This window comes from Mycobacterium sp. ITM-2016-00316, from assembly GCF_002968335.2.
GTDB lineage: Bacteria > Actinomycetota > Actinomycetes > Mycobacteriales > Mycobacteriaceae > Mycobacterium.
Genome location: NZ_CP134398.1, coordinates 5,763,218 through 5,785,288 on the forward strand (window position 1 = coordinate 5,763,218; position 22,071 = coordinate 5,785,288).

At 66.0% G+C, this 22,071-nt stretch carries 28 protein-coding genes; 7 read left to right on the forward strand and 21 right to left on the reverse strand.

Annotated elements, in window-relative coordinates; all coding sequences use genetic code 11:
• Positions 1-5: 5 nt before the first annotated feature.
• Genes C6A86_RS27975 through C6A86_RS28010 form a run of 8 tightly spaced genes read right to left on the reverse strand, consistent with a single transcriptional unit; the run spans position 6 to position 6,761 of the window.
• The gene (locus C6A86_RS27975) at positions 6-347 is read right to left on the reverse strand and encodes a hypothetical protein (RefSeq protein WP_199196065.1); all 342 of its coding nucleotides are present in this window, start codon (positions 345-347) and stop codon (positions 6-8) included.
• Positions 344-1,588, reverse strand: a complete 1,245-nt coding sequence (locus tag C6A86_RS27980) for an aromatic ring-hydroxylating dioxygenase subunit alpha (RefSeq protein WP_311100959.1) — start codon at positions 1,586-1,588, stop codon at positions 344-346. Before C6A86_RS27980 ends, C6A86_RS27975 begins: the two co-directional genes overlap by 4 nt.
• A gap of 16 nt (positions 1,589-1,604) precedes the next feature.
• Entirely contained in the window at positions 1,605-2,348 is a 744-nt protein-coding gene (locus C6A86_RS27985; protein ID WP_105361951.1) for an SDR family NAD(P)-dependent oxidoreductase, read from the reverse strand.
• Between the two features lie 15 nt (positions 2,349-2,363).
• Positions 2,364-3,410, reverse strand: a complete 1,047-nt coding sequence (locus C6A86_RS27990; protein ID WP_105361950.1) for a ferredoxin--NADP reductase — start codon at positions 3,408-3,410, stop codon at positions 2,364-2,366.
• A gap of 40 nt (positions 3,411-3,450) precedes the next feature.
• Positions 3,451-3,909, reverse strand: coding sequence for a MarR family winged helix-turn-helix transcriptional regulator (locus C6A86_RS27995; protein ID WP_105361957.1), 459 nt, complete (start codon positions 3,907-3,909; stop codon positions 3,451-3,453).
• Between the two features lie 32 nt (positions 3,910-3,941).
• On the reverse strand, positions 3,942-5,183 hold the full coding sequence (locus C6A86_RS28000; protein ID WP_105361949.1) for an amidohydrolase family protein: 1,242 nt from the start codon (positions 5,181-5,183) through the stop codon (positions 3,942-3,944).
• The gene (locus C6A86_RS28005; protein WP_105361948.1) at positions 5,180-5,509 is read right to left on the reverse strand and encodes a hypothetical protein; all 330 of its coding nucleotides are present in this window, start codon (positions 5,507-5,509) and stop codon (positions 5,180-5,182) included. Before C6A86_RS28005 ends, C6A86_RS28000 begins: the two co-directional genes overlap by 4 nt.
• Positions 5,478-6,761 (reverse strand): aromatic ring-hydroxylating dioxygenase subunit alpha, encoded by a 1,284-nt coding sequence (locus C6A86_RS28010; protein WP_311100960.1) that lies wholly within the window; start codon positions 6,759-6,761, stop codon positions 5,478-5,480. Before C6A86_RS28010 ends, C6A86_RS28005 begins: the two co-directional genes overlap by 32 nt.
• Positions 6,762-6,855: 94 nt before the next feature.
• On the opposite strand from C6A86_RS28010, the gene C6A86_RS28015 reads away from it, so the two are divergent.
• The 3 genes from C6A86_RS28015 to C6A86_RS28025 all read left to right on the forward strand — a co-directional run bounded on the left by C6A86_RS28015 (position 6,856) and on the right by C6A86_RS28025 (position 10,095).
• Entirely contained in the window at positions 6,856-9,363 is a 2,508-nt protein-coding gene (locus C6A86_RS28015; RefSeq protein ID WP_105362833.1) for an RNA helicase, read from the forward strand.
• Positions 9,364-9,424: 61 nt separating this feature from the next.
• A complete protein-coding gene (locus C6A86_RS28020; RefSeq protein WP_105362834.1) occupies positions 9,425-9,724 on the forward strand; it encodes a helix-turn-helix transcriptional regulator in 300 nt (99 codons plus the stop codon).
• Positions 9,709-10,095: a VOC family protein gene (locus C6A86_RS28025; RefSeq protein ID WP_105362835.1), complete on the forward strand. Its 387-nt coding sequence runs from the start codon at positions 9,709-9,711 to the stop codon at positions 10,093-10,095. The genes C6A86_RS28020 and C6A86_RS28025 overlap by 16 nt, the downstream gene beginning before the upstream one ends.
• Here the strand turns inward: C6A86_RS28025 and C6A86_RS28030 are convergent.
• On the reverse strand, positions 10,070-11,206 hold the full coding sequence (locus C6A86_RS28030) for a cellulase family glycosylhydrolase (protein WP_105362851.1): 1,137 nt from the start codon (positions 11,204-11,206) through the stop codon (positions 10,070-10,072). The genes C6A86_RS28025 and C6A86_RS28030 overlap by 26 nt on opposite strands.
• Before the next feature lie 145 nt (positions 11,207-11,351).
• Positions 11,352-12,533 carry a zinc-dependent alcohol dehydrogenase gene (locus C6A86_RS28035; protein ID WP_105362836.1) on the reverse strand — a complete coding sequence of 394 codons (1,182 nt, stop codon included), beginning with the start codon at positions 12,531-12,533 and terminating at the stop codon, positions 11,352-11,354.
• A 95-nt stretch (positions 12,534-12,628) separates the two neighbouring features.
• Between C6A86_RS28035 and C6A86_RS28040 the strand changes: the two genes are divergently transcribed.
• Entirely contained in the window at positions 12,629-12,868 is a 240-nt protein-coding gene (locus C6A86_RS28040) for a DUF6480 family protein (RefSeq protein WP_105362837.1), read from the forward strand.
• On the opposite strand, the gene C6A86_RS28045 is transcribed toward C6A86_RS28040, so the two are convergent.
• Positions 12,865-13,053, reverse strand: coding sequence for a hypothetical protein (locus tag C6A86_RS28045; protein WP_105362838.1), 189 nt, complete (start codon positions 13,051-13,053; stop codon positions 12,865-12,867). The two genes, C6A86_RS28040 and C6A86_RS28045, sit on opposite strands and share 4 nt — an antisense overlap.
• 52 nt (positions 13,054-13,105) lie before the next feature.
• Here C6A86_RS28045 and C6A86_RS28050 point away from each other — a divergent pair, with 52 nt between their 5' ends.
• A complete protein-coding gene (locus C6A86_RS28050; protein WP_105362839.1) occupies positions 13,106-13,927 on the forward strand; it encodes an SDR family oxidoreductase in 822 nt (273 codons plus the stop codon).
• Complete coding sequence (locus C6A86_RS28055) at positions 13,924-14,109, forward strand: hypothetical protein (protein ID WP_105362840.1); 186 nt, start codon at positions 13,924-13,926, stop codon at positions 14,107-14,109. Before C6A86_RS28050 ends, C6A86_RS28055 begins: the two co-directional genes overlap by 4 nt.
• Here C6A86_RS28055 and C6A86_RS28060 read toward each other — a convergent pair.
• The gene (locus C6A86_RS28060; RefSeq protein WP_105362841.1) at positions 14,106-14,870 is read right to left on the reverse strand and encodes an endonuclease/exonuclease/phosphatase family protein; all 765 of its coding nucleotides are present in this window, start codon (positions 14,868-14,870) and stop codon (positions 14,106-14,108) included. The two genes, C6A86_RS28055 and C6A86_RS28060, sit on opposite strands and share 4 nt — an antisense overlap.
• A 49-nt stretch (positions 14,871-14,919) precedes the next feature.
• Between C6A86_RS28060 and C6A86_RS28065 the strand changes: the two genes are divergently transcribed.
• A complete protein-coding gene (locus C6A86_RS28065; protein WP_105362842.1) occupies positions 14,920-15,477 on the forward strand; it encodes a hypothetical protein in 558 nt (185 codons plus the stop codon).
• On the opposite strand, the gene C6A86_RS28070 is transcribed toward C6A86_RS28065, so the two are convergent.
• From C6A86_RS28070 to C6A86_RS28110, 9 genes are read right to left on the reverse strand one after another with little or no spacing between them, the layout of a single operon-like run.
• Positions 15,455-15,712: a Rho termination factor gene (locus C6A86_RS28070; RefSeq protein WP_105362852.1), complete on the reverse strand. Its 258-nt coding sequence runs from the start codon at positions 15,710-15,712 to the stop codon at positions 15,455-15,457. The genes C6A86_RS28065 and C6A86_RS28070 overlap by 23 nt on opposite strands.
• Before the next feature lie 52 nt (positions 15,713-15,764).
• On the reverse strand, positions 15,765-16,781 hold the full coding sequence (locus tag C6A86_RS28075; RefSeq protein ID WP_105362853.1) for a DNA topoisomerase IB: 1,017 nt from the start codon (positions 16,779-16,781) through the stop codon (positions 15,765-15,767).
• 2 nt (positions 16,782-16,783) lie between these two features.
• Positions 16,784-17,497: a pyrimidine reductase family protein gene (locus C6A86_RS28080; RefSeq protein ID WP_105362843.1), complete on the reverse strand. Its 714-nt coding sequence runs from the start codon at positions 17,495-17,497 to the stop codon at positions 16,784-16,786.
• Between the two features lie 21 nt (positions 17,498-17,518).
• On the reverse strand, positions 17,519-18,355 hold the full coding sequence (locus C6A86_RS28085) for an SDR family oxidoreductase (protein WP_105362844.1): 837 nt from the start codon (positions 18,353-18,355) through the stop codon (positions 17,519-17,521).
• Positions 18,356-18,389: 34 nt separating this feature from the next.
• Positions 18,390-19,034 carry a hypothetical protein gene (locus C6A86_RS28090; protein ID WP_105362845.1) on the reverse strand — a complete coding sequence of 215 codons (645 nt, stop codon included), beginning with the start codon at positions 19,032-19,034 and terminating at the stop codon, positions 18,390-18,392.
• Entirely contained in the window at positions 19,031-19,819 is a 789-nt protein-coding gene (locus C6A86_RS28095) for a VWA domain-containing protein (protein ID WP_105362846.1), read from the reverse strand. The genes C6A86_RS28090 and C6A86_RS28095 overlap by 4 nt, the downstream gene beginning before the upstream one ends.
• Positions 19,816-20,739 (reverse strand): hypothetical protein, encoded by a 924-nt coding sequence (locus C6A86_RS28100; RefSeq protein WP_105362847.1) that lies wholly within the window; start codon positions 20,737-20,739, stop codon positions 19,816-19,818. Before C6A86_RS28100 ends, C6A86_RS28095 begins: the two co-directional genes overlap by 4 nt.
• Positions 20,730-21,212, reverse strand: a complete 483-nt coding sequence (locus C6A86_RS28105) for a hypothetical protein (RefSeq protein ID WP_105362848.1) — start codon at positions 21,210-21,212, stop codon at positions 20,730-20,732. Before C6A86_RS28105 ends, C6A86_RS28100 begins: the two co-directional genes overlap by 10 nt.
• Complete coding sequence (locus C6A86_RS28110) at positions 21,202-22,071, reverse strand: DUF58 domain-containing protein (RefSeq protein ID WP_105362849.1); 870 nt, start codon at positions 22,069-22,071, stop codon at positions 21,202-21,204. Before C6A86_RS28110 ends, C6A86_RS28105 begins: the two co-directional genes overlap by 11 nt.

Consider the following 22,071-nt stretch of genomic DNA (forward strand, 5'->3'; position numbering starts at 1 on the left):
CTCTCTCAGGGTGTGGGTTCGCCGGTGCGGATCATCACCGCGTCAGCGGCGTCCACAGGGGCGGGTTGGTGCATGATCTCGATCGCCATGGCAACCATCACCAGGGAGTAGATGAGGTGCAGCAGATTGGTCGCATCCTCGGGCAGATCGTCGAGGGGGAACTTGTCGCAGTAGTCGATGGCCTCTTCCAGTCGCGGGAAGAACGCATCGTAGAACTCCTGCATCGTCGGCATGGAGCTCGACAGCCGCTGCTCCCAACGCTCCGTCTCGGTTGCCAGACACCAGGTTTCGGTGAAGGGTTCCAGCTCTTCGAATTGGGCCGGTAGCTGCTTGTTCGCCATGGTCAGACCCTCGCCGGCTCGGAGTCGCGCTGGTACCGCTCGACCCAGTCAACGGCCACCTTGTGCAGGTGGCGAACCAGAATCTCCTGATCGTTGACCGGGAACTCATCGATGACGTCGTACTCCAACGCCGCCTGGGTCCCGCCCAGCATGCCCGCATCCTGCAGCGCGAACTCCTTGAGCACCACCGCGGCGACTTCGTGCTCGATGCGTTCGCGCACCGACCGCGCCGGGTGGAAATAGGTGAAGGCCTCGAAGCGGTGGGTGTTGTGCGAGGTCGGCCAGTACCGGTAGAGCAGGTACCAGCCGCCATAGATCAGGATCTCCAGGTTGGGGAAGATCTGAAAATTGCTGATGCCCCAGGGTTGGATACCACCGGGATTGAGGCCGGCGGGTAGCTCGCCGATATCCGGTGTGCGCCAAGGCCCCACCAATCCGCTCTGGGTGGCCCGCTCGATCGGGTACATGTACTCGTCGGCGAGCAGCCAGCGCCGCGTCCCGGCCGTGGAGACCAGTCGGTGCGGTCCGTCGAGTTGGAAGTGCCCGCAGGTGAAGCCGGCACTGGGATTACGCACTTCGGCGGGAACCTGCTGGGTGTGCAGGGACGGCACGTGGTAGTACTCCTGGAAGGCGTCGGCGAAGATCTTCCAGTTGCTGTTGTTGTGGGCAACCCATTCGTAGGTCTCGGTCAGCTTCCCGAAGGGGTAGTCGTCAAGCCCGGTGACCATGGGGCCCAAAAACTCCCGCAGGCTCTGCCGGGGTTCGACATCCAGATTGACGAAGATGAATCCGGCCCACACGTCGCAGTGCACCTTGAGCAGTCCGTAGTCCTCGGTGTCGAAGTCGACGAACGCCTCGGGGTTGGGTACGTGCACCAGGGTGCCGTCCAGGGAGTATCGCCAACCGCACTGCGCGCAGATCAATTCCGTGCTCTGACCGGACTTTTCACCGACCAGCCGGTTGCCCCGATGCCGGCATACGTTGTGGAAGGCCCGCACCGTGTCATCCTCGCCGCGCACCAGGATCAGCGACGCGTTGACGACCTCGATCTCCTTGGCGAGGAAACTGCCCGCCCGCGGCAGCTCTTCGACGCGGGCCAGGTTCAGCCAGGCCCGTTTGAAGACGGCTTCCTTCTCCAGCTCGTAGAACTCGGGCGACGTGGAGTCCCTGAACGATATCGGTCCGGTCCCGAGTTCCGGGTAGTGCTCGGTCCAGGATCCTTCAACCGGTTTCGGCCATTGCGTCATGCGAATCTCCTCCTCATCACATCACTGCTCCACCGTTGACACCGAGCGTCTGGCCGGTGATGAACTTGGCCTCCTCGGAGCACAGGAAGGCCACCGCCGCGGCGATATCGTCCCCGGTGCCGAGGTGGCCGACCGGGATGTTCGCCGCGATCTCCTCGTTGCTCTTGAGGTATCCGGCGGCCTGACCCGCATGCTGCATGGGGGTTTCGATGCCCGAAGGGGGGATGTTGTTGACCGTGATGCCGCGGGCTGCGTACTCGCGGGCCAACGACTTGGTCAGCGTCAGCAGCGCGCCCTTCGAGGCCGCATAGTGAGCGGCGAACGGCGAACCCCGCTGTGCGCTCGACGACGAGATCATCACGATGCGACCCCAGCTGGCCGCCACCATGTCCGGCAGCGCGGCCTGACAACAGTGGAACGTGCCGGTGAGGTTCACCTCGATGATCCGCGTCCACGAATCGGCAGTGATCTCCTCGAACGGCGCAAATCCGAACAGCCCCGCACTGGTGACCAGGATCTCGATCGGGCCCAGTTCACTGCGGATCTTGGCGTAGGCGTCGTCGACGGCGGCCCGGTCGGAGACGTCACCGGCCACGGCCACCGCGGTGATTCCCTCGGCACGCAGCTCTTCGGTGACACGTTGGGCCGCTCGCGCATTCACATCGAAGACGGCGACCTGGTGGCCGCGCCTGCCCAGCTCGTGACAGGTGGCCTCACCCATCCCGGATGCTCCGCCGGTCACCACTGCAACGCGACTCATCGCATCCTCCTGTTGTCACTCATAGACGAACCGAATGGTCGGACTGGTGGGGATCGCCTGGCAGGTGACCACCAGACCCTCGGCGACTTCGTCCTCGTCGAGGGCATCGTTGTTCAGCAGCCGGGCCTCGCCCTCGGTCACCTGCGCGATACACGTCCCGCACGAACCTGTTTCGCAGGATGAGGGCGCCTTGAGTCCGGCCATCCGGGCCATCTGCAACAAGGTGTGCCCGGCGCGATAGTCCACGGTGACCGTTTCCCGGTCCAGTTCGATCGTCACGGTCTCGGTCACCGGGGCGCCGGGCGACGCGGTCGGTACCGGCGCCACAGTGAAACGCTCCAGATGCACCTGCTCCGCCGGGACGCCGGCGGCCAGCAGTGCCTGCTCGACGGTATCCATGAAGGGGCCAGGGCCGCAGATGAAACAGTCCGCGTCGGTGCCGGTCTCGGCGATGAAGGCGGCGATCTTGTCCGCGGTCACCACACCCTGCTCGACGTCGAGGTGGTGCTGAAGTCCGAAGCGGTCACCGTGCTCGTCGACGAGGCCGTCGAGGGCCTCCCGGAAGATGACCGACTTCACCTCACGATTGGCGTACAACAACCGCGCCCGGCCGGCGGACTCCGCCAACTCGGTCTGAATCAGCGAGAACACCGGCGTGATACCGCTTCCGCCGGCGAACGCCACCAGCTCACGCCCGTTGCCGGAGCGGACGAAGCGACCTTCGGGTGCCGCGACACTGATCCGATCTCCCGGTGAGGCATGGTCATTGAGCCAGTTGGACACCACACCGTCACGGTCACGCTTGACCGTGACCCGAAGATCCTGGTGCTTCACCGGTGAGGACGACATGGAATAGCAGCGGCGGTACTCCTGCCCGCCCACCTCGACGCGGAGCGCGAGGTACTGCCCGGCGCGATAGGCGAAGTGCTCGGCCAGCTGTGGGGGTACATCGAAGACGATCGAGATCGCATCGTCGGTCTCCCGCACCACCTCCTTGACCCGCAGCGACGTGAAACCGTCCGCGTCAGCGGTCTCGGCGGCAGCTTCGGTCGGGGAGATCATCCCGACCAGGTTATCAAGTACTTGTCATAGATCTCAAGTACTAGACATCGGGATCGACGTGATCGGCGTACAGGGTGTGACCGGTGCCCTGCTCCACCACTTTCCCGAGTAGCGCACGCAGCTGTTCCTGCTCCTCGCGGTTGAGCACGCCGAACACCTTGTCGTGCGCCTCGACGGCGTCGCTGACCACCGCCGCGGCGACCGCACGCCCCTCATCGGACAGGAACACCTGCAGGATGCGACCGTGTTGGGGATCCTGCTTGCGCTCCACGAGGCCGCGCTTCTCCAGAGCGGTGAGCGCCAGCTGCACGCCCTGCGGGGTGATCAAGAGCCGGCGCGCGAGTTCGGCCCCCGACAGGCCGGGCTGGTTGGTGAGCTGACGCAGCACGCCGATCTGCGCAGTGCTGACACCGTGCGGCTTGACCGCGTCGTTCACGGAGGTGAGCGAGAAGTAGAAGGCCTGCTTGAGCAGCCAAAGGATGTTGTCGGTGAGTTCGATGCTCATCTGATCCCCATGATCCGCTCCACCCTCTAGCTCCGGACCACCACACCGTCCTTCATGACGAACCGGACGTCCAGCGTGGCCGCGATATCCCGGGACACGTCGCCCGGTACCGCGATGATATCGGCCAGGTAGCCCGCGGCGAGCCGTCCCAGTTCGTGCTCGGCGTCGATGAGTTCGGCGCTGACCACGGTCGCCGCCCTGATCGCCTGCATCGGGGTCATGCCGCGTTCCACCAGCGCACCGAGTTCCTTGGCATTCTGACCGTGCGGGATCGCCGGCGCGTCGGTGCCGCACGCGATGCGCACCCCGGCGGCGATCGCCTTGGGCAGCATCGCCTTCGCCTGCGGGAACACCTCAAGGGCCTTCTTGCGCAACTCCGGCGCGATGCGGTCGATCGCCATCGCGTCGGTGAGGTAGGTCGTCGACACCAGAAAAGTCCCGTGGTCGACCATCATCTGGATCGTCTCGTCGCTGGCGAGGAACCCGTGTTCGATACAGTCGATGCCGGCGCGGATACACGCCTGAATTGCTTTGTCGCCCACCGCATGCGCGGCCACTCGGACACCGGCTCGGTGTGCCTCGTCCGCGATGGCTTCGAACTCGGCATCCGAGTACTGTTGCGCACCCGGCGATGTGCTGTGCGACATCACCCCACCGGAGGCGGACACCTTGATCAGCTTTGCGCCGTGCCTGATCTGGTAGCGCACGCAGGCGATGACGTCCGGCACGCCGTTGGCGATGCCCTCGGCCACCGACAGCGGCATCACACCCGGCGCGAGTCGCTGAAACACGGTCGGATCGAGGTGCCCGCCATAGGGTGTGACGGCATGTCCGGCCGGCCAGATGCGCGGGCCGGGGTGCCAGCCCTGGTCGATGGCCCGCTGCAAGGCGACGTCGAGCAGATAGCCACCGGTCTTCACCATGAGGCCCAGATTGCGGACCGTGGTGAACCCCGCGTTCAACGTGGTGGCCGCATTGACCGCGCCGCGCAGGGTGCGATACGCCGGGTCGTCCTGCACGCCGTGCATGGGTGTCGGCAGACCCTCGGGGCTTCCGGGTCCCCCGATGAGTAGGTTCAGCTCCATGTCCATCAGCCCCGGCAACAACGTCACGTCGCCCAGATCGATCTCGGTTGCCGAATCCGGCAGCGGGCCTTCGGGATTGACGTCGGTGATGCGGTTACCCTCGATCACCACCACTGCCGGCGCGTGGATCTCACCGGAGACGACATCGGCCCAGCGGGCCGCGCGCAGCACGGTCACACTCATGGGACGGGCTCGTACACACAGTCCAGCCGGGTGGCACCGGAATCCGGCACCCGGGGCTGCTTCCAGCACTCCACCGGGAACGACACCGTCACCATGGAATACAACATGCGCATCAAGTTGAGTACATCCTCGGGCATATCGTCGAGGCTGAACTTGTCGCAGTAGGAGATGGCCTCCTCGGCACGCGCGGTGATCGCGTCGTAGAAGGGCTGCATCTCGACCATGGAGCTGCCCAACCGCTTGCTGTAGCGCTGCGCCTCGGTGGCCAGGCACCAGTCCGAGAACTGTTCCAGATCAGCGAATTCCACTGGTAGCACGGTGCTCACTCTCCCGCTGGTAGGCGTCGATCCACGATGCGGTCTCCTTGTGCAGGTGCCGCAGCAGTATCTCCTGATCGCAGTACAGGAACTCCTCCACCGCACGGGATTCGATGCTGGTCTGGGTCGCCTCCAGGGTGTTGGCATCTTGGAGCCCGTATTCCTTGAACGTCGCCGCCGCCAGTTCCTGGCCCAGACGTTCCCGCGGCGTGCGTGGCTGCGGGAAGTACAGCGTGCACTCGAAGGTGTGGGTGTTGTACGAAGTCGGCCAGTAGTGATAGGTCAGGTACCAACCCTGACCCCAGAACAGGATGACGAAGTTGGGGAACAACTGGAACGAATCCAGGCCCCACGGTTCGCATTTGGCAGGATTCAGGCCCACCGGCATCGCACCGAGATCGGGAGCGTCCCACGGCCCGAACAGCCCGCTCTTGCAGATGTCCTCGATCGGCTTGCGCAATTCGTCGGCCATCTCCCAGGGCCGCACACCGGACGTGCTCACCAGACGGTGCGGTCCATCGATGCGGTAGTGCGGCGCCTCGAACCCGGCTTGTGCGGCGGCCTTGGAGTACGCGGTGGGTGTCTGGTTCGCATGCAGCACCGGTGCGTGATAGAACTCCTGGAAGGCGTCCATGTAGAGCTTCCAGTTGGCCTTCACCTCGGAGCGATAGGTGAACCGCGAGGTCATCTTGTCGAACGGGTAGCCGGCCAGATCGGTGATCATCGGGCCGAGGAAGTCGGTCAGCGTCTGTGCCGGCTCAGCGGCGAAGTTGACGAAGATGAAGCCTTCCCACACTTCGCAATGCACCGGCACCAGGCCGTAGCTCTCCTTGTCCAGATCGAAGAATTCCTCCTCCTGCTGGACGTAGGTCAGTGTGCCTTCCAGGTCATACCGCCAGGCGTGGTACTTGCAGATGAACTGCCGGCAGGTCCCACTGGTTTCCTCCAGTGGCTTGTCATTCCAGACGAGCTTGTTACCGCGGTGCCTGCAGACGTTGTGGTAGGCCTTGACCTCACCTTTCGTGGTGCGGCACAGGATGATCGAGGTGTTGGCGGCCTTCACCTCCTTGGTGAAGTAGCTGCCCTTGCGTGGCAGCAACTCGACCCGCCCGACATTCAGCCAGGCCCGTTTGAAGATCGCCTGACGTTCCAGTTCGTAGATCTCCGGGTTGATCGAATCCTCGTAGGAGACCGGGCCGGTGCCCAGCTCCGGGTAGTGCTCGGTCCAACTGCCCTCTGCCGGTTTCGGGAAACGCGCCATGCCACGACGGTATCGCCGCGCGGGGTGAATGACAAGTAGTTGATACTGCCCGCCGTGGCATGCACCCGCGGCGTCGGGCAGGCTGAAGGTCACCATGGACGCCTTACCTCTCCCCGCTGTCGGGTCCGACCCCGACGGGTTGTTGACCGCGTTCGGCGAATGGGCGGCCGCCGGCGGCACGGTGCTCTACCCGGCGCAGGAAGAGGCGCTGATCGAGCTGGTCAGTGGGGCCAACGTCATCCTCGCCACGCCCACCGGCTCCGGGAAATCACTGGTGGCCACCGGCGCCATCTACGCGGCGCTCGGAGCGGACCGCACCAGCTTCTACACCGCGCCGATCAAGGCGCTGGTCAGCGAGAAGTTCTTCGCGCTGTGCGAGGTGTTCGGCGCCGCCAACGTCGGCATGCTCACCGGAGATGCCGCGGTGAACGCCGACGCGCCGATCATCGCCTGCACCGCCGAGATCCTCGCCAACATCGCGCTGCGCGAAGGCGCGGACGCCGATATCGGCCTGGTGGTCATGGACGAGTTCCACTTCTACGGCGACCCGGACCGCGGCTGGGCCTGGCAGGTGCCGCTGCTCGAACTGCCCCGCGCCCAGTTCCTGTTGATGTCGGCCACGCTCGGCGACGTGACGTTCCTCCGTGCGGATCTGACCCGCCGGACCGGTCGGGAGACCGCGCTGGTGACCGGCGCCGAACGGCCGGTGCCGCTGTTCTACTCCTACGCCACCACCGCCATGCACGAGACGATCGGCGATCTGCTGAACACCAGGCAGGCACCGATCTACGTCGTGCACTTCACTCAGGCCTCCGCGCTGGAACGGGCCCAGGCCCTGATGAGTGTGAACGTCAGCACCAAGGAGGAGAAGGCCGCGATCGCCGACATGATCGGTTCCTTCCGCTTCTCCACGGCCTTCGGCGCCACCCTGTCACGGCTGGTCCGCCACGGCATCGGCGTACACCACGCCGGGATGCTGCCCAAGTACCGGCGGCTCGTCGAGCAGCTCGCCCAGGCCGGCCTGCTGAAGGTCATCTGCGGCACCGACACCCTCGGCGTCGGCATCAACGTGCCGATTCGCACCGTGGTGTTCTCGGCGCTGTCCAAGTACGACGGCGTCCGGACCCGTCTGCTCAATGCCCGTGAGTTCCATCAGATCGCCGGACGGGCCGGGCGGGCCGGGTATGACACCGCAGGCACCGTGGTGGTGCAGGCCCCCGACCATGAGGTGGAGAATCTCAAGCAGTTCGCCAAGGTGGCCGACGATCCGAAGAAGCGGCGGAAACTGGTGCGGCGCAAGGTTCCCGAGGGCATGGTGCCCTGGAGCGAGAAGACCATGACCCGGTTGGTCGAGGCAACCCCGGAGCCGCTGCACAGCAACATGAAGGTGACCACGGCGATGATCCTCGACGTCGTCGACCGGCCGGGCGACCCCTTCATCGCCATGCGGCGGCTGCTCACCGAGAATCACGAGCCTCGCAAGAAACAGCTCCGGCTGATCCGCGAGGCGGTCGGCATCGCCCGCTCGCTGCTGCAGGCCGGCGTGCTGGAGCGGTTGTCCGAGCCGGAGGCCGACGGACGGCGTTACCAACTGACGGTGGATCTACCGCGGGATTTCGCCCTGAACCAGCCGCTGTCCACATTCGCGCTGGCCGCCGTCGACACCCTCGACACCACATCGGAAACCTATGCCCTGGACGTGGTTTCGGTCATCGAGGCGACGCTGGAGGATCCCCGGCAGATCATGGCCGCCCAGCTGAAGAAGGCCCGCGGCGAGGCCGTGGCGGCGATGAAGGCCGAGGGCATCGAGTACGACGAGCGGATGGAACTGCTCGACGAGGTGACCTACCCCAAACCGCTGCAGGAACTGCTCGGTCACGCGTTCGCGGTGTATCTGCAGACCAACCCGTGGGCGGCGGACGGGCAGCTGTCACCGAAATCGGTGGTGCGCGAGATGTGGGAGCGCGCCATGACCTTCCGCGAGTACGTCAGCCAGTACGGCCTGACCCGCTCCGAAGGCGCGGTGCTGCGCTACCTGTCCGACGCGTTCAAGGCGCTGCGCTCGGGGGTGCCCGCCGCGGCCCGCACCGAGGAACTCAACGATATCGTCGAGTGGATCGGTGAGCTTGTGCGGCAGGTTGATTCGAGTCTGCTCGACGAGTGGGAGCAGCTGACCAGCCCCGACCAGCCACACGATGTCCCGGTGGCGGTACCGGCCCGTCCGCGCCCCCTGACCGGTAACGAGCGGGCCTTCATGGCCATGGTGCGCAACGCACTCTTCCGCAGGGTGGAGTTGTTCGCCCGCCGGCGCTGGTACGACCTGGGCGAATTGGACGCTGCCTCAGGGTGGACGTCCGAACGCTGGCAGGAGATCGGCGAGGACTACTTCGCCGAACACGACGATGTGGGTATCGGGGCCGACGCGCGGGGTCCGGCACTGCTGATCATCGATCGGGATCCCGGCGTATGGCGGGTGCGCCAGATCTTGGACGACCCCGCCGGTGATCACGACTGGGCGTTCGTGGCCGAAGTCGACTTGGAGGCCTCCGATGAAGAGGGTGCTGCGGTCATCAGGTTGGTCGATGCCGGTCTGCTGGACTGAGAGCCGGACGACCGCCCTCCAGCATTGACAGGCAAGAGTTCACTTGCCTATCGTGGCGCCAGTGGGTGATGTCTTCAAAGCGCTGGCAGATGCCACGCGCCGCACCATCCTCGATGAGCTCACCGAACGCGATGGACAGACACTCTTCGAGATCTGCGGCCGGCTCACGACCAGGCACGGGCTGAACTCATCGCGGCAGGCGATCTCGCAGCACCTGGACGTGCTCGAATCGGCCGGTCTTGTGCAGACGCGGCGCGAGGGACGGTACAAGTTCCACCACATCGACACCGCGCCGCTGGAACCCGCCATCGCACGATGGCTCAAGCAGCCCGGGAAGGCAACACCATGCGAATCAGCCTGACCAGCGTGATGGTCGATGACCAGGACAAGGCGCTGCGCTTCTATACCGAGACGCTCGGCTTCCGACCCAAGCACGACATCCCGATGGGGGAGGCGCGCTGGATCACCGTGGTGTCCCCCGACAGCCCCGAAGGCACCGAGCTGGTGCTGGAACCCGACGGTCATCCGGCGGCAAAACCATTCAAGGACGCCTTGGTGCAGGACGGAATCCCGTTCACTGCCTTCGAGGTCGACGATGTGCGCGCCGAATTCGATCGACTGAGCGGGCTGGGCGTGCGGTTCACCCAGCAGCCCACCGAGATGGGTCCGGTGGTGACCGCGGTGTTCGATGACACCTGCGGCAACCTCATCCAGATCCAGTCAGCCTCCTGATCATGTCGACCTCGTGCGGCCGGTAGGGCCGCCCGTCGGCGAACGCCAGATCGTGGAACCACTCCTTCGGGGGCTTCAGGTAGGGCTTGTCCCAAGAATCCCACGGCAGCCAGGTCTGCGTCTTGCCGGCGAACAGACCCCACGTGTAGGCGCCGACGTGACGACGTTTGGCCACCGGTAGCACCCCTTCGATGGTGCTTCCCTCGGTGCGGGCCAGGTACTCGGTGCACATGATGGGCCGACCCCACGGCTGGAGTTCGTCGACGCGGGCCTCGAAGCCGGCCGGGTTGTCGTAGCTGTGGAAGGAGAGCACGTCGGCGAGATCGAGCTGAATGCTCGCCATCTCACTGCGCCGCGACGCATCCCTCCATTCCCCCTCCCAGACACCGGTGGTCAACGGCTGGACCGGGTCCACCGTCCGCGCCCAGCGAAAGACCTGAGGCAACAGGTCGGCGACGAGTTGGGGTTTGTCGTCACGCTCCACCGCCTTGTAGACCGCCGCCGGATTGTCGGGTTCGTTCCACAGGTCCCAGCCCAGGACGCGTTGGTCGTTGCGGAACTGGGTCAGGATGCGCACCACGTATTCCTGGAGGACCTGGCGGTAGCGCCGGTCGTCGAGCCGCTCGGCGCCCGGGCTCTGCACCCACCCGGAGTTGTGGATGCCCGGCCGGGGCGCACGCTGCAGGCCGCTTCTGGGCAGCGGATCCCAGCACGAATCGAAAAGCACGAGCAGCGGTTTGATGTCATGCCGCGCCGCGATGTCGACGAAGTGCGCGAGCCGCCGCTGAAAACCGACGCGGTCCTGGGTCCACAGTTGATCGTGCAGGAAGACCCGCACGGTGTTCAGTCCCATGGATCGTGCCATCCGCAGCTCGCCGTCGATGCGCTGCGGGTCGAAGGTACCCTGCTGAAACATCTCCAGCTGATTGACCGCGTTCGACGTGATGTAGTTCGCGCCGACCAGCCACCCCTGCCCGCGGAACCAGCGATGCGCGCGGTCATTGGACCAGCGGCCCGGCGCGGCGGACGCCCGCGGTGCGTTGGTCAATGACAGCGCGGCGACGGCAGGCGGCGCAAGGAGCGGAAGTTTGAGAAGTGTTCTGCGGCGCACCGATTGTTTGTGGTCAATTCCATTGGCGTGTCCCAGATCACGTACCAAGTTGTCCTCGAATTCGTAGACGTCATCGACATCGACCCCCCGGACATTCGTCACGGTACCCGCGTCGGGCGACGGCTACAGAACCCCCAGCTCAGCGCTACGGGGTGAGGACGATCTTCACCGCTCCATCGGCCTTGCGCTGGAAGATGTCATAGGCGAGCGGCGCCTCGTCCAGAGGCAGCGTGTGGGTGGCGAAGCCGTCCACCCCGAGCGGGTCCTCATCGGTCAGCAGGGGCAGGATGTCGGGCACCCACTTCTTGACGTTCGCCTGGCCCATCCGGATCTGCACCTGCTTGTCGAACAGGGTGAGCATCGGCAAGGGGTCCGCCATCCCACCGTAGACACCGATCAGGGATATTGTGCCGCCGCGCCGCACGATATCGATGGCCGAGTACAGCGCGTCGAGGCGATCCAGCCCCGCCTTTTCCATGAACGGCTTGGCCAGAAAATCCGGGAGCAACCCGGTGAGTTGCTGTGCCGTCTTGGTGACCGGTGATCCGTGGGCTTCCATGCCGACCGCGTCGATCACCGAATCGGTGCCGCGGCCGCCGGTCAGCTCGCGGATGACATCCCCGATGGGGTTCTCCTGGATGCCGAGGTCGATGGTGCGTATTCCGCGGTCCTGCGCCCGCTTGAGGCGCTCGGGTACCCGGTCGACCGCGATGACCTCATAGCCGAGATGGGCGGCGATGCGGGCGGCCATGTCACCGATGGGGCCCAGCCCCAGTACGGTGACCGATCCGCCGTCGGGGATGTCTGCGTAGGCCACCGCCTGCCAGGCGGTGGGCAGTACATCGGAGAGGTAGACGAAGCGGGAGTCGGGTGGGCCGTCGGGCACCTTGATGTGGGTGAACTGGGCCTGCGGTACTCGCAACAGCTCCGCCTGCCCGCCCGGCACGCTGCCATAGAGCTCCGAGTAACCGAAAAGTGCTGCACCTATGCCCTGTTCACGGACCTGGGTGGTCTCACACTGGGTGTACAGCTCGTGATCACACATGAAGCAGCTGCCGCACGAAATCTGGAACGGGATCACCACCCGGTCCCCCACTGCCAAATTGCTGACACCGGAACCAACTTCGCGCACGATGCCCATGGGCTCGTGGCCGAGGATGTCGCCCGGGTTCATGAACGCTCCCAGCACCTCATAGAGATGCAGATCCGAACCGCAGATGTTGGTCGAGGTCACCTCGATGATCGCATCGGTGCTCTCTTCGATCTTCGGATCGGGCACCCGCTCTACCCGGACGTCGCGCTTACCGTGCCACGTGATTGCCTTCATACCGGGGCGATACCCGCCGGAGGCCCGCTCAAACGTCGCAAATCGGACGTGGTCGCCCGGGTTTACGCCCCTGCGGCACGGGCACTCAAGATTGCATGACAGCTCAACCGCCTGATCCCGACCCGATCGACACACCCGACCTGGAACCTGGCGGTGGAGTGAACCCCGGCAGCACCCCGCCGGATTCGGCACAGACATCGGGGGTGTCCGAGCCCCAACCGCGGCCCCGGCACCGGTACACGCGCACTCAGATCGTCACGCTGATCGCGCTGGCGTTCTTCATCCTCATATTCGCGGCCGCCGCGGTCGGTTTGATCGTGGACATGACCGCCTAATCCGGCGAGCCCTCGCTGTCGTCGAAGAACGCCCACCCATCATCGGACTTGACTTCCATACGCCAGCCGAGTTCCGAATTGTCGGCCTTCGCGTCGACGAACCAGGCGTGCGCATCGCCGGCGCTCTCGATGTCTTTGGTGTCGACGACGTCACCGTGCGGATTCAAAACTCGATAAGTAGCCATAGGTTCTGCTTTCCCGTTGTGTACGCCGGTTAATCGTGGGTAGCCCATTTCCATGACAAACACAGAGACAAAACTGGCATTGATCACCGGTGCCTCGAAGGGAATCGGCCTCGAGTTGGCCAGACTGTTCGCCGAAGATGGCTATGACCTCGTGGTGGCTGCCGATGGCGACGGAATACACTGGGTGCCAGAGCAATTGGCCGAATACGGTGTCCAGGTTCAGCCAGTGCAGGTGGACTTGCGCATACCCGCCGAGGTCGAACACCTCTACAACACAACGATCGACGGCGGACGGACGATCTCGGCCGCCGCCCTCAACGCCGGCATCGGAACCGGCGACATGTTCCTCAAGACCGATCTCGACGATGACATGTCGGTGATCGACCTCAATGTCCGTTCGACGGTGCATCTGGCCAAGCTCGTGTTGCGCGACATGGCCAACCAGGATGCGGGCAAGTTGCTGTTCACCTCGTCGGTGGCGTCGATGATGCCAGGGTCATATCAGAGCGTGTACAACGCCTCGAAATCGTTCATCCAATCGTTCAGCGAGGCGGTGCGCGACGAACTTCGTGACACGCCGATCACCGTGACCGCGCTGATGCCCGGTCCGACCGATACGAACTTCTTCCGCCGCGCCGGACTGGCCGACACACCGGTAGGCCGGATGCCCAAGGACGACCCCGCCGAGGTCGCACGCCAGGGTTTCCAGGCAATGATGCAGGGAGACCAGAAGGTCGTCGGTGGATCCGTCTTGTCGAAGGTGTTGGGCACCGTGAACAGAGTGCTGCCGGACACGGTCAAGGCCGCCGGGAGCCGGCTGCTGTCGAAGAATCGGGAGTCGACAGCGTCATGCCTGGGTACCCCACCCGGATGAGCAAGCCAGATTCCGAGAAGCATGACTCCGAGACCAGCGAATCCGACGTGGAGGACGACCCCAAGGTGGCGAGTTCTCGCGCGGATGATGACGACGGCGGCTCCTACGTCGGCCGCACGGGCTCCGATGACGACTTCGATGCCGGCGAGACGGGTGCCGAAGCACGACAACGGAACGATTAGTCGCGCTCGATATCGACGACGAGTGGCCGATGATCCGACAATCCCGCGACAGGCACCGCCCAGTGCCGGGCCCGCAAGCCCGGATCGTCGGTGAGGATGTGGTCGAGCTGCCGCGTCGGCTCCGTAGCGGGAAAAGTCGGGCCGCTGGCCAGCGCCCGCATCTTCGACCATCGGGCCGCCGCGGACGGCGTCAGGTTGAGGTCACCGGCCAGGATGTGTGGCCCGGGCAGTCCGTCGAGGTCTTTCATCAACCGGCGCAGCTGGCGTCGATTCCAGCCGGGGACGAAGGACAGATGGGTATTCGCGACGGAGATCTCGCCCAGTGGTGTGTCCAGCTGAGCGATGATGGCGGCCCTCGGCTCCTCATCGACGATCATCAGCCGCTTCGGTCCGGGCAGGTACATGGGGAAGCGCGTCGGTATCCGGGGCAGCCGCACGACCTGCCAGCTGACGGCCGGATAACGCGACAGCAATGCGATCCCGTAGGCGGCGGTGCCGGGCTGTTCCTCACCGGTGGCGGCCATCCACGTCGCCCCGGGAGTTCCGGAGATCGCCGCGACGAACCGGTGCGACACCGCACCCATCGCCTCGGCGGCGACGGCGGTCAGGTCCGCCCGTCCCGATCGCTGCTGTTCGAGATCGACCTCCTGCAGCGCGAGCACGTCGGGATCGAGTTCGCGCACGCAGTCCGCCAAGCGCTCAGGATGCACACCGTCACCCACGGTGCGGCCGTGCAGAATGTTGAACGTCGCAATACGCATTCTCATTGGGTACCCAACTCGGGCCACGGCAACAACCGGAGAGGCCGCGATGTCGACACATGAGGAACTAGGAGTGGCGCTCCGCACCGCGGCGTCGGCGCTCAAGGAGCACGGACCGAGGTTTGCCCTCGCCGGCAGCTACGCGATCTGGGTGTCCGGCGGGCCGGAACCGATCCACGATGTCGATTTCGTGGTTGCGGAAGCGGATACCGAGGCAGCCGCCGCTACGCTCTGCAAGGCCGGGTTCCGGATCGAGCGTCCACCCGAGGACTGGTTGTTCAAGGCGCACGCCGACGATGTACTCGTCGACGTGCTGCATCGGCTCAACGGCACTCCCGTGACGCCCGAGACCCTCGAGTGCGCCGAGGAGCACGATGTCCTTGCCATCCGGATGCCGGTGCTGCCCGTGACTTTCGTGCTCATCCAGAAGCTACGGGCCCTGGGCGAGCACTACTGCGACTTCACCTCGCTACTGCCGGCCGCCCGGGCGGTGCGTGAGAAAGTCGACTGGGCTGCGGTCCGCCGGGCCACTGCCGACAACGATTACGCTGTCGCCTTCCTGGTGCTCGCGGACAGGCTGGGCATCAGTGATTGCGCAACTTGTTGACCAGCTTGTCCTTGGTCAGGTTGGAGTAGCCCGTCATCCCGAGTTCCTTGGCGCGTTTCTTGAGGTCCGAGACGTTCCAATCCTCGTAGGACCCCGACTCGCCGCCCTTGCGACCCACCGCGGACTTGCCGCGTGCCGCGGCTGCGTTGGAGATACGTGCCGCCTTCTCCTTTGAGGCGCCCTCCTCACGCAGGTCCTCGTACATCTTTTCGTTCTTGATCGACGAATTCGGCATCGCCATCACCTCCGGTAATCGTGTGCCCGGGTGGATCGCCGTCGAAACCCGATCAGCCCTTGGCGATCCTGCGGACCAGCGACCGCGTGGCCTTTTCCAGGGTGCCGACGGCGGTCGAAGGGTCCTTCTGTTTGGCGGCCCGCTTGACCGCCGCGGCGATGGTGATTCCTTGCTGGTAACCGGCGACAACCCGAGGGTCCACATATGAGTTCCGCGCCACGGCCGGTGTGTTGCCCAATTCCCCCGACACCCGTTTCATCACGTCCGACACGGCGCGTGCGGACTTGCCCTCTGTCTCAGGCGGATCGGCCTCGGCGAACGCGGCAGCCGCCAGCACGGTGCCATGCCAGGTCCGCAGATCCTTGACGCTGAATTCCGCGCCGACCAGTTCCTTGAACCGCGCATTCAGATCCGAGGCATGAATGTCGGCCCAGTCGGAACCGTTGCGGCACACCAATAGGCGATCTGTTCGGCCATCGCGTCGGAGCAGCGCCCGAACCGCGCGCACCACTTCGGGGTTCTCGATCTCGATCGTTCGACGGACACCGCTCTTCGCGGGGTAATCGAAGGCCGCCACACCGTCGCGCAGCGTCACATGCTCGCACTGCAGGGTGGCCAGCCCGTAGGACTCGTGTTCGTCGGCGTACTGCTCGCCTCCCGCGCGGAAGTACCCGAGGTCCAGTAGGTGCAGGGCCAGCGCCAGGACCCGGTCCCGGGTGAGTCCGCGTCCCTCCAGATCCTCGGCGATACGCTCCCGCCAAGCGGGCAGCCTTGTCGACAGTTCGAGCACCCGGTCGAACTTCTCTTCTGCGCGGTCGTCCTGCCAGGCCTGGTGATAGATGTACTGGCGGCGCCCTGCGACATCCGTGCCCACGGCCTGGATGTGCGCGTTCGCGTGCGGGCTGATCCATACCTTGCGCCACGCCGGCGGGATGACCAGATCCTTGATGCGTGCCAGGGCATCCGCATCATCGAGGCGGGTGCCGTCGACGGCCCGGTAGGAGAACCCCTTTCCGTTCCGCCGCCGGGTGATGCCGGGACCGTGAAGATCACTGCGCCGCAACCGCACGGTCACCGCCGGTACTTCAAGAACACGTAGTCCTGGTGCATAAGCGCGTGGTCCAGTTGCATGCCGACCGGGACCGTCGACTGGGAAGGCGGCATGTCGGCACGAATCTGTTGACCCGCAACGAGTTTCGGCGCCAGCGTCACGCAGATCTCGTCGACGGCACCGGCTTCGACCAACTCGTCGAGCAGCGTCGGTCCACCTTCACACAGGATGCGAGGCATCCCGGCCTCGCCCAGCATGGCGACCACGCGCACCAGATCCACCGTGTCGGCGCCGGCGGCGAATACCCGGGACAGCCGGTCGGCGGGTCCGTGGCGGGGCGGGGCGGCCCGCTCGGTGGTCACCAGGATCGGCGGTTGGTACGGGTCACTCGACAGCGTGGGCGGTAGCTTGCCGGAGCGGCTGACGACCGCCACCGGCGGCGGGTCGGGCCTGCCCTCTGCGTCGCGTTCGGCCTGCTGTGTCTGGGAGAGGCGGACCGGTCCGTAGTTCTCGGCACGCGCGGTGCCCGCGCCGATCAGCACCACATCGGCGAAGCCCCGCAGCACCTGCAGTAGTTCCTGGTCGACGGGATTCGACGGCGGCCCGGCGCGGCCCGCGAATGCGGCGGCACCGTCGGCGCTGAAGGTCATGTTGGCGCGCACGCCGAGGGGCGGATCGGCGTAGAACCGTGCGAGGTCGGCGACACCACCCACCTCGGCCACCGTGGCGGTCATGCCGGTATCTATGCCCGCTGGCTAGGGTTTCGAACCCGACCTGGCCCGTTCTCGGATGGAGGCGACCACGCCGCCATCGTTGAGGATGTCGGTCCCGGTGAGGTAGCCCGCCTTGTCGCTGACGCAGAAGGCAAACAGTTCGGCCATCTCCTCGGGCCTGCCCCAGCGCGGTACCGCGGCATCGGCGACCAGTGCGCCGGCGCCGCCGGCCTCCTCCAGTCGGCCCATCTCGGTGTCCACCGAGCCCGGCGACACCGAAACGATCCGCAGTCCGCGGCCATTGAAACGCTCGGCCTGTGCGCTGCTGTACCACTTGACGAAGTTCTTGCTGATCGCATACGCGATACCCGAGCGCTGCTGCTCACCGGCGATATCGCAGCCGGCCAAGGTGGCCGCCAAAAAGGCCGCTTCGTCGGTGAGGGCCAGCGGGAACGCCGCCACCGGGATCAGTTCCTCGGGCAGGATGTGGGCGGCCATCGACGCCACGTTGACAATGGCGCCGCCCTCGCCGACCGTGTCGCAGAAGGCCTCGTTGACGTTGACCGTGCCGAGCGCGTTCGTCCGGATCACGTATTCGGCGTCCCCCATGGCAGGGCTCACCCCCGCGGTGTGCACGACCGCTCGGACGGCGCCGAGACCGGCTGCGGTGTCGAACAATGCGCTGACGGCGGCGCGTTCGGTGACATCGCAGTGCACCGGCGTCGCGGCGATTCCGAGCTCGCTCAGCGTCGCGACCGCCCGGTCCAGACGGTCCTGCCGGACGTCGCATAACACCACCGCGTGGTCCCGGCCGACGATCTTGGCCGTTTCCACGCCCATTCCGCCGGCACCGCCTGTGATTACCGTCACTGGACTCATGGTCCGACGGTATACGAAGCCTATCTAGCAATCGTCAGCGGGTGGCGGCGTCGCGCAGGATCTGTTGCAGTTTTTCCAGCGGGTCACCCTGGCCGGGATTGAGGACGATCTCCTGCTCGGCGGTCGGTGAGCTACCCGGTGCGGGTGCGTTTGGGGCCGATACCGGTGGCGGGCTCGGTGGCGGCGGAGGCGGTGGTGCCGCCACCGCGGCGATCTTGGCGTCCAGACGAGCCGCGGCGGCGGCGTCGAAACAGTCCGCGGGCGCCCCCGCGATGACCTCTTTGGCACCGAGGTAGTGCGCGGCCGCGGCTTGTGCCTGGAACATCGCCGCCGCCGAGTCTCCGCGTGTCTCCCGGACCAGTTCGAGGTTGATTCGCACGGCGCATGACTCATCGTGGTCGGTGCGGTCGAGTGCCAGCGAGAACTGACGGTCGGCCTCGTCCAGCCGGTTCCGCAGGACCGCCGCCGTCCCCGCGGCGAACGGGGCCTTCTCGGGTTCGATGATGTTGAGGGTTTGCAAGGTGGTGGCATCGTCGGCCAAGGCGGTCGCATCCGATTCGGAGAAGTGGTTCAGTGCAGCGTTTCCCGCCACCACCACCGACGCCAGCTTGGCCACCAGGATCAGCGCCACGAGCACCACCGGTGCGGAGTAGAGCAACAACCGTCGTCGCAGCGTCATCGTCCCACCGCTATCCGGTCGAGGCGGGTGCGGCGCAGGTGCCGCAACGCGTGGTAGAGCTCGGAAAGGATCAACAGCGCGGCGATGCCGGCCAGCGCCCAGTACAGCTCGAATCCCGATGAGGCCGAGTCATTCTCCGGTGTCGGTTCGACGTCCGCGACCTCGGGAATCACCTCGGCCACCGACCGGATCTGCTCGCGCTCCAGGCGGTCCACACCGAGTTGATCCGCGACGGCCTGCAGGACCGGGGCACCGTCCGGGCGGTATCCGAAGACCGCCCCGCCGTCGACCGCGTTCTCCGGGATCTGGAACTCCCGTTGTGGCACCGTCGAATCCGTCGCCCCGGCACCGAAGTAGAAGACCAGGTTCTCAGCCTTCGGGAACTGTTGCAGCGCGCCGATCAGCTGATATCGCAACACGGTGCTCGCCGCGCCGGCGTTGGTCATGACATCGACGCCTCGCGGGTAAGGGTCGGCCGCCGCGATGATCGGACGCAGGCTCCACGAGTCGGCCGACAGCGGCCAGTCCAGCGATGGACGCGCATCGAAGGTGATCAACGAGAACCGGGCGTCGGGATACCGGTCGATCACGGCATTGACATCGGCGCGCGCCAACGCCATGTGAGCGGACATTTCGGCAGAGCGGTCCACGATCAGGAAAACATTGGGCTCCCGCTCGCCGGCGATTCTGGTCACCGATGGTTCCCCGTCGCCGAGAGTGGGACGGAACATCGCGATGAGCAGCAGCACGGCGGCCACGACCAAACCGGATCTGCGGAGCGTCATCGGCGCACCACCAGCGGCCAGGCCAGCATCGTGGCGACTCCCAGCAGGGCCACGATCAGCAGCAGATCCGGCGTCTCCGGTGATTGCACGGACGCATCGTCGGTGCCCGGTTGCGGCGCCGGCGGGTGACTGCGGATATCGCCGACGTCGGCGGTCACTCGGCCGCCGGTCTGACGTGCGAGTTCGGCGGGGAGGCCGTCATCGTCGGAGACGGCATTGACCTGCACCCCGGCTGTGGCGACCATATCGCGCACCTGCTGCGCGGTGAACAGCGAAGGCCCGCCGTCGCCGCCCAGGGTGCCGGGGCCGACGTAGATCAGCGAACGACGCACCGGGGCTTCGGTGTCGAACTCGGGAAACCCGGTCAGGCACATGGCAAGGACGTCTTCGATGGTGGCGGTGTAGTCGGTGTAGGCCACCGAGGACACCAACGGCTGCGGCTGGGCATACCCGGCGAACCGGCCCGCCGCATACTGGTAGTCGCGCGTCAGCGGTATCAGCCTGCGGTCCGGCGACGTGAGGCCGACGCGTTCGGTGCCGAATCCGCGGACCGCCTCGGCGAAGTACCGCAGGGTGCCGTTGACGGCCGGATCCTCGGCCGGCGCGCCGACGCACACCATGATGTCCTCGGGCTGCTCGGTGTCTGCCGCCCGGTTCAACGCGGGTAGTCCGGCCGGTCTCGCGGCCGCGAGGGCCGCGGCGACGAAGGACAACGCCAGTACGGCAACGGCCGCGGTGGCGATGACGGTGTGACGGCGCACGGCCCGGGCATACTGGGGCAGTCCGGTCAGCCTTGTGGTGTTGGCCAGGGCCCGCAACCGTTCGGGCTGGTCGCGCCGGGGCGGCAGCAGTGCAGCGGCGATGCAGGCAGCCAGGGCGACGCAGCCGACGATCGCCACGCCCCAATAGATCACGTCCATTGCCGCACCAACTCCTCGGCGGCCTGCCCGGTGGCACCGATATCGACGCGTGAACCTGCATTGAACTGCGCGTCCTCCAGGTCTGCCAGCACCGGCGCGGCAGGCGCCAGCACACCCCCGGATACCGCCGCGATGTCCGGAACCTGTACGTACTCGGCGCGCACGCCGGTGGTGTCGTGCAGAAAACGGCGGACTTGCTCACCGAGTGCGGCTGCAGCGGCGGTTGCCGTTATTTCACCTGTGCGGTAACGGTTTTGGATGGCTTGTATGGCCCGCAAGGCGCGGCGACGCTGCAGCGCTACGCGCGCCGAACCGATCACCGACGGCTCACTGTGGGTGCGTCCCGGCGCGGTCCACCAGAACACCCCGATGTACCAGAGCACCGTCAGCACGGCCAGCGCCACCGCGAGCCACAACCAGATCGACGAGTACGGCGTCGGGCCGATGAGACCGCCCAGCAGGTCATCCGGCACGCGCGTACACCCCCGTCATTGCCACCAGCGCGGGCATGATGCCGCTACTGGAGGCGATGCGCGCGTGCGGAATACGCCGTGCGGTCAGGAACTCCGACAGCTCCCGGCGGCGCTGCTCTTCGGCCTGCCGGTAGGCCATGATGACCCGTTCCCCCAGGATGTCCGCGCCCAGCAGCGTCCGCCCGTCGGCGACGTCGTACCCCAGCCCCGAGTCCTCGGTGCCGATCGCGGGCATGTCGGTCACCATGGCCCAGAGCACGTCGTGGCGGCCGGTCAACGGCAGCAACACTTCCCGCAGACGTTGGTCGAGCTCGGGTTCGTCCGAGACGACCACGATGAGCATCGGGTGCCGGTAGTGGCGGGCGACCCATTCGAGCTGGGTGACGATATCGCTGCGGTCAGGGTTCGCGTCCGTCTGCTGGAGAAAGCGGTGCAGGATGCGCTCGATATGGGTTTCGCCCCGGCGCAGCCGGATGTCGATGCTGCCCCGGCGGTCACCGGCGACCATGCCGATCTCGTCGGAGCGTGGCAGGGTGATGAGCCCGACCGCGCCGATGATGTGCGCCGCGACTTCACTTTTCGGCTGACCGGTGGGCGTGAGGGCGGCCGTGTTGCGGCCGGTATCGGCCACGATCAGGATCTTGTGGTGCTTCTCGGAGACGAACTGCTTGATCAGCGTGTGCCCGGAGCGGGCGGAGGCTTTCCAGTCGATATCGCGCACGTCATCGCCGGGAACGTAGGGGCGCAGTTCGTCGAATTCCAGGCTGCGGGTGTGCACGAGCGCATAGCGCCCGCCGGCCAGAAGTCGCGCGGCATCGCGGGAAACGTGCGCCTTCGCGGCGTCGAGGTGTTTGCCCAT